Below are 13798 nucleotides of genomic sequence, written 5' to 3'. Positions count from 1 at the left end.
AAAATATGAAGTTCAAATATGAGAATATATATAAAATTATATGAAATATTTTCATAAATTCATATAAAATGAATAAAGAGGTTAGGAGAGGATTTCTTTAATTTTCTTAGCTAGGTCGGGGCGGGATACCTGCGTTTGTGCATGTTCCGAGGCGCGCCATTCCTCATTATCTTTAATGTTTTGGGCATTTTGTTGCCCCAGTTGAAGGTCTTTCAGGGTCACAACACCTCCGGCGAGTTCATCTTCGCCCTCAATGACCACAAGACGGGCATTGCGATTATCGGCGTAACGCATTTGTGCTTTCATGCCACTGTCGCCCATATACATTTCAGCGCGTATGCCTTCATTTCTAAGGGTTTTAACCAGTTCTGATGTCTCTACCAAACGGGTTTTATCCATGACCAGCAAGACCACCAAATCCTGCGTGGCCTTGGTTTCGGCTTTGCCTAGCAGGGTAAGTGCTGCAGCGAGGCGACTCACGCCAATCGATATGCCTGTTGCAGGGATTTCAATACCTTTAAAGCGTTTAACAAGATCATCATAGCGTCCACCACCGCCGACAGAGCCAAATCGAGCGATTTCACCGTTTTCATCCTCGGTTTCAATATTCAACTCAATCTCGAAAACTGGACCGGTGTAATAGCCAAGACCGCGCACGACGGACGGGTTGAAGCAGATACTGTCCCCACTATCCTGCATCAAGGCATCCATGAGGGTGAGTTCCTCCAGACCGGCAACACCAATTTCGGAGTCGCCGATAATTTCTGCGAGGGCTTTTAATGTTTCCGAACGGGTGTCGCGCCCTGCCTGAACAAAATCCGTTAACTTGGCAATAGATATTTTATCCAGTCCTGCCCCTTTTGTGTAATCCCCACTTTCATCCTTGCGCCCGTCGCCGAGCAAATCAGCGACACCGCCAATGCCCAGCCTGTCGAGCTTGTCCAGAGCGCGCAGAATAGTGAGGCGGCGCATATCATAATCATCGGCCTGCGCATCAAGACCGAGCTGAGCGAGAATAGCATCCAGAATTTTGCGGTTATTAATATTTACCGAAAACTGATCGCCTGACATGCCGAGTGTTTGCATGCAGTCGGCGGCCATCAGGCACATTTCGGCGTCGGCCTGACTGCCCCCAGCTCCAACTGTATCAGCATCTATTTGAAGAAATTGTCTGAACCTCCCAGGCCCAGGCTTTTCATTTCGGAAAACCGATCCCCATTGATAACGGCGAAAAGGTTTGGGCAGGCGGTCATAATGCTCGGCGACAAAGCGCGCCAGTGGAGCGGTCAGGTCATAGCGCATGCTTAACCATTGCCCGTCATCATCTTCAAAGGAGAACACACCTTCATTGGGGCGGTCATCATCAGGAAGAAATTTGCCCAGGGCATCGGCATATTCAAAGGCCGATGTGTCCAAAGCATCAAAGCCGTAGCTTTCATATACATCGGAAATTTTTGCGAGCATAAGTTTCTGGAAAGCCAGCTCCGGCCCCTGCATATCGCGCAAGCCGCGTGGGATACGGGCTTTGGGTTTGAATATTTTCTGTTTTTTAGCCATGGCTTTAACTCCAACTCGTTTCCTATAGGATTGTTCAGTCACGAGCAATTCATCTCAATCAGAATTCATAAGCTTAAAAATCACCCCTTTAAAAGTCAAAAGGCGACAAGCCACGAATATTGTCATCAACCCGCAGACTTCGCATTAAAGGCGGTGTGGCGCGCTGGTGGCAATCAAGCCTTTCGCAAAGTCGGCAATTTACCCCTATGGGCATGTCACTTTTGGTTTCTTCAAGATTATACTGATGCGAATAAACTAACTTACTGGCATGAGAAATCTCACAGCCCAACCCGATAGCAAATTGATTATCTTGTTTGTCAAAGGCGGAGCGATTGCGGCTTACTGTGCGGCTAACAGAAAAATAACGCGTGCTATCTTCCATACAGATGATTTGGGTCATGACCTTGCCGGGTTGTCTGAAACTGTCATGAATATTCCAACGCGGGCACGTGCCTCCAAATCGAGAAAAGTGAAATCCACCCGCGGCAAAACGCTTAGAAACATTTCCGGCATTATCAATACGAATGAGAAAAAACGGCACACCTTTCGCACCTGGGCGTTGCAAGGTGGTTAGGCGATGACATACTTGTTCAAAGCTCGTTCCAAAGCGACGGCTGAGAAGCGTGATGTCGTAACCATTATCTTCTGCGGTTTGGATAAAAACCCCATAAGGCATCAAAATCGCTGCGGCGGCATAATTTATCAAAGCCAGACGTGCGAGTCGTTGTGCTTCTAAGTTTTCCAATTTGGAACCGTTGATAATTTCCTCAACAGCTTTGCTGTGTTCAAAATAGGCCAGCTGATAGGCAATCTGGAATGCTCGGCTGGATTGGTTAAGCAATTCCGAGAGAAACAAAGTCTGACGGTGGCGGTCATAACGTCTTAAATCATCCCCCATCAAGTCAACCGGTCCAATGCGTGTTGATACGCCATGCGTTTCTTGAAGATAGTGTCTGAGAGCAAGAAAGGGGTCGTCATCTACAAGACCTGCCTTCTTGTAAAGTTCTTCAGCATAATCATCAAGCTCAGGAAAGTGGTTTGAGCGTTGATTGATAAAGTCTCTGACTTCTTCAAAAGACATCAGCGCGCTGGTGGTTTCACCATGTGTATTATCAGCCAAACGTTCGGCAAGCATAGATGAGGTGGTGCTGGCATCGCGATAGGTTTGGAATAGACGGGCAATCGCATCCACAGCATTCGGGCTGGCGGCAGAAATATCTCGAATTTCCTGATCTGCGACTGGCGTATCATGAAACATCGGGTCGGCAAAAATCTCACGTAATTGAGTGTAGGCGCGTGCCTCCTCGTCACCTGCAAGACCACGGGGATCTATGTCGAAAACATCAACCATTTTAATAAGAATTTGCGCCGAAACAGGGCGTTGGTCGCGCTCAATCAAATTAAGATAACTCGTTGAGATTCCGAGTGAATCTGCCATGACAGCCTGGGTGAGTCCAAGCTCTCGTCGTAGCCTGCGAATACGCATGCCGGCAAACAGCTTTCTGTCCTGATTTGTGCCCTCTAGCTGACTCATAATTTTACAATATTTACATAATTTACAAAAATCAACAAAAACTTTGTAAATAAATTTACCTTATTATTATCAATAACTTAACATATTACTTGAGTGTTCATGTAAATGATGTAAATAGAACCCAAAACTTATATGTAGAGAAGCCAATCGGGGGCTTTCATTCTCTACACATCGGCAACCCAGCGTGATGTCACTCGTCGTTTCAGTTGCCATTTAATTCAGGTCTACCGGAAAAGCATCCCCGATCGGCAGACGCAGACAAAATGAGAGGCAAATCATGTCAAACTATCTTGAGCAGGTTCAATCTTTAACATCCTCCAAAACTTCAAACGGTGTCGCCTGGGGCGGTATTAACCCCGAATATGCAGCACGCATGCGTCTGCAGAACAGGTTTCTGACCGGTCTGGACATTGCCCGCTACACAGCTTCCATCATGCGCGCCGATATGCAGAATTATGATGGCGATACGTCCCAATACACACAGTCTCTCGGGTGTTGGCACGGTTTTACTGCCCAGCAAATGCTGATGGCGATTAAGCGTCACAAACATACGACTAATAGAAGTTATGTTTATCTTTCTGGTTGGATGGTCGCCGCATTACGGTCGGATTTTGGTCCTCTTCCTGATCAGTCCATGCATGAAAAAACGGCTGTCTCTGGTTTGATTGAAGAAATTTATACCTTCTTGAAGCAAGCAGATGCCAGAGAGCTAAGACACTTATTTGTTGAGCTGGATGAAACCAGAGCCGCTGGCGGTGACGTTGATGCCGTACTTGATAAAATTGATAACTTCCAGACTCACATCGTGCCGATAATTGCTGACATTGATGCCGGTTTCGGTAATGAAGAAGCAACTTATCTGCTGGCTAAGAAAATGATTGAAGCGGGTGCGTGCTGTATCCAGATTGAGAATCAGGTTTCCGATGCTAAGCAATGTGGTCACCAGGACGGTAAAGTAACGGTTCCACATGAGGATTTCCTCGCCAAAATTAATGCCGTTCGCTATGCCTTTATAGAGTTGGGTGTTGATGATGGTGTTATCGTCGCGCGGACGGATTCTCTTGGGGCCGGTCTGACCCAAAAAATTCCGGTCTCTCAGGAGCCGGGTGATTTGGCAAGCCAGTATAACGCATTTTTGAAAACCGAACCGGTAACAGACGCAACATCGCTCGGTGAGGGTGATATGGTCTTCAAACAAAATGATGAGCTTGTGAAGCCATATCGTTTGCCTAACGGCCTTTATGCTTTCCGCGACGGGTCTGGTGAGGATAGGGTTGTGCTTGACTGTGTCACCAGCCTCCAAAACGGCGCGGATTTGCTTTGGATTGAAACCGAAAAGCCTAATCTCGATCAGATCGCAGGCATGGTGAACCGTATTCGTCAGGTTATTCCCAACGCTAAGTTGGTTTATAACAATTCTCCAAGCTTTAACTGGACGCTTGCCTTCCGCGAACAGGTCTATGCTGAGTGGTCAGCCGCAGGTAAAGATGTCTCGGCCTATCCTGATCCGGTAGAGGTGCCACGCGGTTTGATGAGTGTCGAATTTGACTCTTCTGAATTGGCGACTGAAGCTGATAAGCTCATTCAGTCCTTCCAAGCGGATGCGGCGCGTGAGGCCGGTATTTTCCACCATCTTATTACCCTGCCGACTTATCACGAAACGGCGCTGGGAACGGATATGTTGTCTGAAGGTTATTTCGGAGATTTAGGCATGCTCGCTTATGTTCGTGATATTCAGCGTCAAGAAATCCGCCGTGGTCAAGCTTCTGTGAAGCACCAAGACCTTGCGGGTTCAAATATCGGGGATGACCATAAAGAATATTTCTCGGGTGATAATGCACTTCTGGCATCTGGTGAAGATAACACCATGAACCAGTTCTAATATGACTGAAACTTCTATAGCCATGCCCGAAGAGACAATCTGTACAGCCGATTTGTCAGATGCTTATTCCGATGAGTTAGCTTATCTTGGGCTGGCGTTTAGAGATTTTGGGAAGCGCTCAGCTTTTAGTGGACCAATTGTGACACTCGATACATTTGAGGATAATGGCGCGCTGAGAGAGTTACTAGAAACTAAGGGTGATGGGCAGGTGATTGTCGTTGACGGTCACGGCTCCACCCGATGCGCGTTACTTGGTGGCAATCTGGGCGAACTTGCAGAGGCAAACGGCTGGTACGGCATAGTGATAAACGGCTTTGTGAGAGATACGCTTGAACTGGCTGAAGCCAATGTCGGAATTAAGGCTTTGGGTACACATCCTAAAAAGAGCCTCAAGCGCGGGGTGGGCGCTATCAATGTGCCGCTTCGTATTGATGGTATTAATATTTATCCAGGTGCATGGCTTTATGCCGATGCTGACGGCGTTATTATTGCACCTCAAAAGCTAAAATAAAAAATCAAACTTAAATTAGAAGCCTTGAAGCAAACCAGAACATGCCGATGCCACACATGGCGATACCCGCAAAGTCGGTAATCGCACCATGCAGCTTTTCTGAAAAGCGTGTATGCATATATCTGAAGAAGCCGAACCAAACAATAGCGACAATCAAAAGCTGACCGATTTCGACGCCAATATTGAAACCGATAAGCGCCGATAGCAGTCGGTTATTCGGTAGACCTGCCTCGACCAAAACGCCAGCAAAACCAAATCCATGAACGAAACCAAAAATCACAACCACAATTGGCAATGTCTGTCTCACAATGTTTAGGCTTTGAGAATAAAACCCATAGGCAACCGCAAAGAGCATCAAACCGGCCCAACCATTAATTGGCATAGGGGCTTCAAGCGTGATGGAATAGAGGCCCATGAAAAACAACATGAGCGCAAACACACCACCTGCCAACCACATAAGATTGCGCCGTGCCATGACAGCTTCGGCGGCAACAACCAAAATAGTAAAACCAATCAGCCCCTCTACAATGGCAGACTGAGTTGAGACAATCTTCATTGCGCTCAGCCCCAGTGTCAGACTGTGACCGATGGTAAAACCAGTCACGACCAGAACGATGTCACGCAAGCGGTTGGTCAGAAGTAAAAGACCGAGAAGAAAAACCAGATGGTCAACGCCGCTTAAAATATGGGTGATACCTATATGGATATAACGGAAAAAAGTTTTAATAAGCCCAATATCTTCAGCAATCATATTGCCATTAGCTTCGAGGCTCAAAACATCCTGTCTCCGGTCGTAATTAAATAAGTAACCGCGATATTGTCCGGTTTCATTTTTAAATTGCGCAAAATGAATATGTGTTTCGGCATAATCCATGAAGCTCTCAATGCTGATGGTAACTTTATTGTCATCCTCAATGTCTTCATCAGGGCACATGAAATAATTTTCCATGCTGATAAAGCCAGGCTGCGCTTTACGCGGTGAAAAGCCCGAGGCGATACAGGGGTCTTCCGATTTTAAAAGTGTTATCGTGTTATCCAAATGTTGACTTAATGTTCGTTCAAGCGATGGGGAGTTAGGATTAACGGGTGGCAATAATGTTACTTGGCGTGCGGCTACTGTGAAAATAACGGCAATCCCTTTTTCGGTGCTTCGCCATTTTGAGAAGGACTGACTTTTTTCATGTGCGTTGGCACCGCCGATGCCGACGCCACTTTGAATAATTTCATGACCAGCTAATAAAGCTGGAGCCAGTACAACCATGATTGCACCGGCAAAAAGTTTTTGAGCACATGCCCTTACGAAACTTTTGAGCATGAGCTATCCAGTCTAAAAATCAGCCGGTTGAAGTTGAGAAGCAGTTTGATCAATATCGGCGCGCTCTCGCAGCCAATCAAGATAATCGCGGAGCGCTTTTTCTTCGACTTTCCTGAGATAGTCGTTTTCGACCTGATCTCGGATGTCGTCAAATTCCGGCACAACGCCTTTACGCTGTTGTACCAGATATAAAAAATGCCAACCACTGCCAACACGAATGGCGTTGGTTATTGCGCCTTCATCAAGAGAGATAGCAGTTTGCGTCAAAGCTGGCCCCAGATAGGCTTGTAATTTGCTTGGTGGCAAAAGGCTATTTGGTATTTCTGGAAAAATCTCATCACCCAACTGTGTGGCGACGGTATCAAAATTTTCACCCTGTTGGAGTGCCGTACGAATTTGTTGCAGCCGCTGTTCTGCATCGTCGCGGGCACCTCTCACATAAATCCGTTTCACCCAGATTTGTTTGCTTGGGGTAAAATAATCAAGATTATTCAAGAAATGCGAGTTGAGAATATCGTCTGTTATCTCGGTATCACCATTTTCAGATATGATAAATTGTATCATGGCGCTCGTTAGCGATTTACGGACGGAGCTATCAATCCCGATAAGATTAATTTCATCAGCACGCTGAATGAGCAATTCTTCCTCAATTAATAAATCCAGTATCCGTATTCTGTCAGCATCTGTAATCGGCCCACGCTTATCCTGTTCAAGCATGGATAAGGCTCTGAGATAACCTGTTTCAGGGATGGGCACTTCATTTACAAAAGCGACGGCGGTGCCCTCATAGTCAGGTTTGGGTGTATCAAAAACGGTGCTGACCGCCACGATGAGACCGGCAAGTGCCACCAGCCCAAGCAAAAAGGGCATATAGGGCAGGTTTTCGGTAGAGGGATTTTCCATATCTGTCATTATTCAATATTCACATAAATAGGCGAAGACCATGCGCGTTCTTCGCTTGGGTCATCGCACTGATCTTCTGGGTCTTGACGGTAATCACCGTAACAGAGGTTAACTTTCACACATTGCCCAGTTTCATCATATTCACAACGTAATGGATCAGCATTAATGACTTGAGTTGGGCTTTGAATAGCGCGCGCATAATAGGTTGTATCGCGTCCGTCTTTAACAAAATCCTCATCGGTAAAGCTGAATTGGCAACCCTCACTTGACGTATCACATTGATGCACAAGCCATGGGTCTTCAATCAAGTTACCGACTTTTTCGTCAGGTGATATTTGTGGCTTAATGCGGACGATCTCGATGCGGGTGATTGGCAGTCTTTCATCAGACGGGTTGTAACATTCACCGCCACATAATTTCTGCACACGTTCCGCGCCAAGGTTTTCCACGACATGGGTGGGACATCCGGGCAGTTGGTCAAAGTCACCAACCGCTTTGACGTTAAAAGTCGGATTTGCATCCATATTGGTGCTGCCCCCCATATTGATTGTTTCTTTATCAGTTTTTAAATCAAACCAGAGTAAAATTCGCGGACCGGATGTGGCGTAGACTTGTCGGTTTTCCATAGCATTAAAAACAGTTTTGCGGTCGCGGCTTGGTGTATGAACTGCCGCCAAACCGCCTGTCGTCCAGTAACTCCCCTGACGTTCAACTTCCAGCATGTTGAAGCTTAGATCATCGCGTCTATCGTCAAGTGTCACCAATTCGGCTTCGGCATATTCCTCATTCGTCTGGCGCATCATATCAATTAAATAATCCGACTCGATACGCGCCATTTCGGTGGTTCGCAGTCTTTGGGCAGGTTTATAACCAGTACCGGGGCGGGCGCGGTGATTATCACTGGCCGAGATAAAACCCCAATTAAACCGCGTGGGGTTCTTTGGGTTGTCAAAATTGGAAATCGCTAATCCATATTGAATGCTTGTGCCGGGGCGATGGTTGAAGGAGGGTCTGAAACAGTCAATGCACTGACCCGCATCCAGCCAATCACTTGGTTCGCTGGCGCCAATAGCTAAATGTCCGGCAGTAATCATATTGGCTGAAGCAAAACGGGCATATTCGGCGCGATTTTCACAGACATTTTGTGTCTCACCCGAAGCGAGGCATCTCTCCAGTAAAATTTCTCCGGCACGATGACATAGTGGTGTAAAATTTTCTGTGGGTTCTGGACAGGCAAGCATACCGTCTGGGCCAGGAATTGCGTTTTTATAATCCCTATATTCTTCGGAATTACCATGACCAGACATAATTTCGATGAGCTTAAATTTTTCGGGATACATGGCGGCTTTGAGTTGTTTGTCCCAAGTTGTGCGGAACGGCGTGTAAAAGCCCCAGCTTGAGCCATGCGGAATAATTAAAGGGTTTAAATTTTGTTGTCCGAGACGCTCTACCAAATCGGCGGGCGTTTCAGCAATTTCAAAGCAATCATCCGGCAGTTCATTTGAAGGTAATGACGGATCGCATGATGGCGCTTCGCCAATCTCTGAGAGATATTTTCTAATGTCGTAATAGACCTGACGATTCTCAAAATCCAGAAATACGGTTGAGCGGGGCATCATATTTGAGGACTGATTACGAAGCACCTCCGTTGCCAGACCACCTGAAGCAATAGGACGCATGGCTAATTCTTTATCTTCAAGCCCCTTAAAAATTACATTTTTATGACCATAATGTGTTTCGGGTGTCGGGCCGACTTGAGACCACTCAAAGCCGAGGTAACTGATCATGTCCGGGTTTGATGGATCGCCCGCGCGGGCATTACAATCACGCAAAGACTGCTTGGTTTGTGACCATCTCTTTTTTGTTGTGGCTTCAGCGTGGTCGGTAATCGCCCAGAAGTCTATACCAGAGCAATAGCGCGCATAATCGCAGGCGTCAGCGATTGGATAAACACCTTCGCCGCCATAAAGCGGCATAGACCATAAAAATGCATCTGTTGAGAAAGTGCTGTGAACATGCAAATCACCGAATAAGATTTGCGCTTCGTCATTTTCATCCATTTGCCCAATGGTAGCTTGTTGCGCGTCTACACGTTGGGAAAGAATTTCTGGCGCGAGACCGCCAGCTTGAATGACCCCCGCATCACGGGTTTTGCCATAAAGGTCAAAGTAGACACCTACAACATAAAGGCCAGCAAACAAAATAACCCCGAGAATAACACCGGAGATAATTTTGGTTATATGCGGCGTGTTGGTATTATCTGTTTTTTGTGACATGTCTTTCCCCCCTTAAATTTATCAACATGCTAATCACCTCTGTGGGGCGACGCAAGTGAGATGATTTTGTTAAAATCAATAAAGAATCAGTCTGGTTTTTCAAAAATGTATAAAAAAATACGCAAATTACCTGAGGGAACAATTAATCGCATTGCTGCGGGTGAGGTCGTGGAGCGGCCGTTTAGTGTTGTCAAAGAACTCGTCGAAAATGCAATAGATGCGGATGCGACCCGTATTGACATAACTTTGGGTTCTGGTGGCAAGTCTTTAATTATTGTTAATGACAATGGTCACGGCATGACGCCGGAAGACATGTCTCTCGCGATTGAACGTCATGCGACATCTAAATTGCCTGAAGGGGATGGCGGTGATCGCTTATTTCGGGTGTCTTCATTGGGATTTCGCGGAGAGGCATTACCGTCTATCGGTGCTGTCTCGAAAATGACGATCACGTCCCGGCCTGTTCAAAATCAGGTCTCTATCGAAGAAAACAATACAAATTCCGCAATGCAACTTGATGTAATTGCGGGAAAGGTTGATAATTTAAAGCCGACATCAGGTTCACAAGGCACGCGCATAGAAGTCAGGGATTTATTTTTCGTTACCCCGGCGCGGTTGAAGTTTCTGAAAAGTGACCGCGCCGAAACCACAGCTGTTGGCGATGTTCTACGCCGACTGGCTATGGCATATCCAATAGTGGGTTTTAGTTTAACCTCAGAGGGACGAAGAAGTTTTGCTGTGACGGCGGAACCTGATGGTTCAGACACCTCTCGTCTTAACCGCCTTGCGGCTGTCATGGGACAGGAATTTGGTAGTAATGCTGTATCTGTTTTTGCTGAACGGGAAACAGAAAAAGGACATATGCGGCTCACTGGTTTTGCTGGGTTGCCGACCTTTAATCGTGCGACTGCGCAAATGCAGTATTTGTTTGTTAATGGGCGTCCCGTAAAAGACCGCCTACTTAATGGGGCAGTGCGTGGTGCCTATCAAGATTTTCTGGCACGCAACCGCCATCCGGCGGTGGCGCTTTTTATCGAGCTTGACCCGTCAGAGGTCGATGTGAATGTGCATCCGGCGAAAACCGAAGTACGCTTTCGTGATCCTGGTTTGATACGCAGTATGATTGTCGGCGCGCTCAGAGCGGCACTTGCAGAGGCAGGTCATCGTGCTTCAACAACGGTTGCGGACACTGCTTTAAGATCTTTTTCTGTGCCGTCTTATGGGCGGGGTGGGGGCGAAAAACCTTCAGCGCCTCCCTTGTTAGACAAGTCTCAACTGCATGCAGTCGATAGATTACAGGGCGGTTTTACAGAACTTAGCGGTTATGAAGCGCCCCCTCATGCCAGTGAAACGCATACCGATGAAACCCAAACATTCGATATTGAAACGCCAACCGAGAATTTAGACTCCTATCCTTTGGGGCTTGCGCGCGCGCAACTTCACGAAACCTATGTTCTCGCCCAAACTGCTGACGGGCTGGTAATCGTTGACCAGCATGCCGCCCATGAGAGATTGGTTTATGAGCGAATGAAAGAGGATATGGCAGTCAAAGGTGTCGAGCGGCAAATCTTGCTCCTCCCCGAAGTGGTTGAGCTTGATAGTGCCGAGACTGACCGTCTTATGGCGCGACGTGCTGAATTGGCTGAGATTGGGTTTGTTCTAGAAAGTTTTGGTGATGGGGCGGTTCTGGTTCGGGAAATTCCGACGCTTTTTAGAAATGCGGATGTGAAACAACTTGTGCAGGATTTGGCAGACGAAATTGCAGAGCTTGGAGCGGCACTCGCAATTAAGGAGAAGCTTGAAGAAATATGCAGCACGCTTGCCTGTCACGGTTCGGTGCGGGCTGGGCGACGGCTCAACGGCGAAGAAATGAACGCCTTGTTGCGAGAAATGGAAGATACCCCACATGCCGGGCAATGTAATCACGGTCGCCCGACCTATGTGGAGTTAAAACTAGCTGATATCGAAAAACTGTTTGGGCGCCGCTAATCTTTAAGTCGCAAGCCTCCCAGCTAGGCTTGTGATTGGTCTATGTATTTTTTCATTTCAATACGGGCAATGGCGCGATTGTGAACTTCATCAGGGCCATCAACCAGACGCATGGTGCGCGCATGTGTATACATTTGCGCGAGATCAAAATCCTGACTGACACCACCGCCGCCATGGGACTGGATTGCATTATCAATGATTTTAAGCGCTACCTTGGGGCCGGCAACTTTAATCATGGCAATTTCTGCTTGCGCCACTTTATTGCCGACCGTATCCATCATATGGGCGGCTTTGAGGCACAAGAGACGCGTCATTTCCAAGTCAGTTCTGGCTTCAGCAATGCGCTCTTCCCAGAGCGAATGTTCAAAGATTTTTTTGCCGAAAACTTGGCGTGAGGCAAGACGACCACACATTGTTTCCAAAGCGCGCTCTGCAAGACCGATGGTCCTCATGCAGTGGTGAATACGACCAGGGCCAAGGCGTCCTTGGGCGATTTCAAATCCTCTGCCTTCGCCAAGCAACATATTTTCAGCCGGGACACGCACATTATCCAACTTGACTTCCATGTGACCATGCGGCGCATCATCATAGCCGAAAACCGTCAATGGTCTTAAAACTTCAACGCCTGGTGTATCCACAGGGACGAGTATCATGGATTGCTGTTGGTGACGGGGCGCGTCAAAATCGGTCTTACCCATCAGAATGGTGATTTTACATCTCGGGTCACCAAGGCCTGACGACCACCATTTACGCCCATTGATGACATACTCATCACCATCGCGGGTGATAGAAGTTTTGATATTTGTGGCGTCTGACGATGCGACATCTGGTTCAGTCATCAAAAAGGCGGAACGGATTTCACCGGCAAGAAGAGGCGTTAGCCATTTTTCCTGTTGTTCTGGCGTTCCGTACCGGATAAGCACTTCCATATTACCCGTATCAGGTGCGCTACAATTAAATACTTCCGAGGCGAAGCCTACCCGACCCATTAATTCAGCGAGGGGAGCATATTCCAAATTAGTCAGACCAGCACCCAGATCACTTTCGGGAAGAAACAAATTCCAAAGCCCCGCTTCTTTTGCTTTGGCTTTCAATTCTTCAAGGACTGGCACAACCTGCCAGCGGTTATCACCGAAATCCTTCATCTGTTGATTGTAAATTGGCTCAGCAGGATAAATGTGCTTATCCATAAAGTTTGCGACATCTTCTATTAGTGATTTGGTTTTATCAGAATAATCAAAATTCATTGAGCTTCTCCCTCGTTTGGCCTCATCTTCAGATGAATGAGGGTTTTGTGCAAGTTATGATTGACGCTTAACAGCAAAAAAATCTCGCAAAATTGTCGCACATGCAAACTCTTCTATTCCGCCATAAACCTCGGGACGATGATGACAGGATGGATGGGAAAACAACCTTACACCATGATCTGCGCCACCTGCCTTTTCATCTGCAGCCCCATAATAAAGCCGTTTGATGCGTGCGAGCGAAATTGCCCCGGCGCACATTGGGCAAGGTTCTAGTGTTACATAGAGGTTGCAACCTACAAGTCTTTCATTTTGTAATACGGAAGTTGCCTCACGGATGACAAGAATCTCAGCATGAGCAGTAGGGTCGGCATATTCTATAATTCTATTACCATTTGCAGCAATTACATACCCCTTTGGATTCGTGATAACTGCCCCTACAGGCACTTCTCCCCGTGCGGCGGCGGCTTTAGCTTCCACAAGTGCGCGTTGCATAGGTGTGGTATGGGCCTCGGTGTTGGGCGGAGTTTGGGATATTTTTGAATCGTTCATTTGGTGGTCAACATTCTCAGGACTTTCTGAAAATA

The 13798-nt window shown here is 47.0% G+C and carries 10 protein-coding genes; 3 read left to right on the top strand and 7 right to left on the bottom strand.

Annotation, left to right across the window (positions count from 1 at the left end; all coding sequences use genetic code 11):
- Positions 1 to 81: 81 nt before the first annotated feature.
- Positions 82 to 1557 (bottom strand): histidine--tRNA ligase, encoded by a 1476-nt coding sequence (hisS, locus tag RS24_RS06245; protein ID WP_021777350.1) that lies wholly within the window; start codon positions 1555 to 1557, stop codon positions 82 to 84.
- A gap of 88 nt (positions 1558 to 1645) precedes the next feature.
- Positions 1646 to 3091: a helix-turn-helix domain-containing protein gene (locus tag RS24_RS06240; RefSeq protein WP_021777349.1), complete on the bottom strand. Its 1446-nt coding sequence runs from the start codon at positions 3089 to 3091 to the stop codon at positions 1646 to 1648.
- 277 nt (positions 3092 to 3368) lie between these two features.
- On the opposite strand from RS24_RS06240, the gene RS24_RS06235 reads away from it, so the two are divergent.
- On the top strand, positions 3369 to 4973 hold the full coding sequence (locus RS24_RS06235; RefSeq protein WP_021777348.1) for an isocitrate lyase: 1605 nt from the start codon (positions 3369 to 3371) through the stop codon (positions 4971 to 4973).
- A 1-nt stretch (position 4974) separates the two neighbouring features.
- Positions 4975 to 5484, top strand: coding sequence for a ribonuclease E activity regulator RraA (gene rraA, locus RS24_RS06230; RefSeq protein ID WP_021777347.1), 510 nt, complete (start codon positions 4975 to 4977; stop codon positions 5482 to 5484).
- A 10-nt stretch (positions 5485 to 5494) separates the two neighbouring features.
- On the opposite strand, the gene RS24_RS06225 is transcribed toward rraA, so the two are convergent.
- Genes RS24_RS06225 through RS24_RS06215 form a run of 3 tightly spaced genes read right to left on the bottom strand, consistent with a single transcriptional unit; the run spans position 5495 to position 9978 of the window.
- Entirely contained in the window at positions 5495 to 6799 is a 1305-nt protein-coding gene (locus tag RS24_RS06225) for a HupE/UreJ family protein (RefSeq protein ID WP_021777346.1), read from the bottom strand.
- A 12-nt stretch (positions 6800 to 6811) separates the two neighbouring features.
- Complete coding sequence (locus RS24_RS06220) at positions 6812 to 7711, bottom strand: peptidylprolyl isomerase (protein WP_021777345.1); 900 nt, start codon at positions 7709 to 7711, stop codon at positions 6812 to 6814.
- The gene (locus RS24_RS06215) at positions 7711 to 9978 is read right to left on the bottom strand and encodes a DUF3604 domain-containing protein (protein WP_021777344.1); all 2268 of its coding nucleotides are present in this window, start codon (positions 9976 to 9978) and stop codon (positions 7711 to 7713) included. Before RS24_RS06215 ends, RS24_RS06220 begins: the two co-directional genes overlap by 1 nt.
- 105 nt (positions 9979 to 10083) lie before the next feature.
- On the opposite strand from RS24_RS06215, the gene mutL reads away from it, so the two are divergent.
- A complete protein-coding gene (gene mutL, locus RS24_RS06210) occupies positions 10084 to 11967 on the top strand; it encodes a DNA mismatch repair endonuclease MutL (protein ID WP_021777343.1) in 1884 nt (627 codons plus the stop codon).
- A gap of 23 nt (positions 11968 to 11990) precedes the next feature.
- Here the strand turns inward: mutL and RS24_RS06205 are convergent, their stop codons facing one another.
- Together RS24_RS06205 and RS24_RS06200 are read right to left on the bottom strand one after the other, a co-directional pair.
- Positions 11991 to 13214 (bottom strand): acyl-CoA dehydrogenase family protein, encoded by a 1224-nt coding sequence (locus RS24_RS06205; protein ID WP_021777342.1) that lies wholly within the window; start codon positions 13212 to 13214, stop codon positions 11991 to 11993.
- A 54-nt stretch (positions 13215 to 13268) separates the two neighbouring features.
- Positions 13269 to 13763, bottom strand: a complete 495-nt coding sequence (locus RS24_RS06200) for a nucleoside deaminase (protein ID WP_021777341.1) — start codon at positions 13761 to 13763, stop codon at positions 13269 to 13271.
- Positions 13764 to 13798: the final 35 nt, after the last annotated feature.

The organism is Candidatus Micropelagos thuwalensis (assembly GCF_000469155.1).
Lineage (GTDB): Bacteria > Pseudomonadota > Alphaproteobacteria > RS24 > RS24 > Micropelagius > Micropelagius thuwalensis.
The sequence above is the reverse complement of the archived record's forward strand: the minus strand, read 5'-3'. Positions and strand labels throughout refer to the sequence as shown.

Excerpts from the sequence above, each read along its gene's own strand:
- RS24_RS06225 (WP_021777346.1), bottom strand. The coding sequence starts at position 6,799 with ATGCTCAAAAGTTTCGTAAGGGCATGTGCTCAAAAACTTTTTGCCGGT.
- mutL (WP_021777343.1), top strand. The coding sequence starts at position 10,084 with ATGTATAAAAAAATACGCAAATTACCTGAGGGAACAATTAATCGCATT.
- RS24_RS06205 (WP_021777342.1), bottom strand. The coding sequence starts at position 13,214 with ATGAATTTTGATTATTCTGATAAAACCAAATCACTAATAGAAGATGTC.
- RS24_RS06235 (WP_021777348.1), top strand. The coding sequence starts at position 3,369 with ATGTCAAACTATCTTGAGCAGGTTCAATCTTTAACATCCTCCAAAACT.
- rraA (WP_021777347.1), top strand. The coding sequence starts at position 4,975 with ATGACTGAAACTTCTATAGCCATGCCCGAAGAGACAATCTGTACAGCC.
- hisS (WP_021777350.1), bottom strand. The coding sequence starts at position 1,557 with ATGGCTAAAAAACAGAAAATATTCAAACCCAAAGCCCGTATCCCACGC.
- RS24_RS06220 (WP_021777345.1), bottom strand. The coding sequence starts at position 7,711 with ATGACAGATATGGAAAATCCCTCTACCGAAAACCTGCCCTATATGCCC.
- RS24_RS06240 (WP_021777349.1), bottom strand. The coding sequence starts at position 3,091 with ATGAGTCAGCTAGAGGGCACAAATCAGGACAGAAAGCTGTTTGCCGGC.
- RS24_RS06200 (WP_021777341.1), bottom strand. The coding sequence starts at position 13,763 with ATGAACGATTCAAAAATATCCCAAACTCCGCCCAACACCGAGGCCCAT.
- RS24_RS06215 (WP_021777344.1), bottom strand. The coding sequence starts at position 9,978 with ATGTCACAAAAAACAGATAATACCAACACGCCGCATATAACCAAAATT.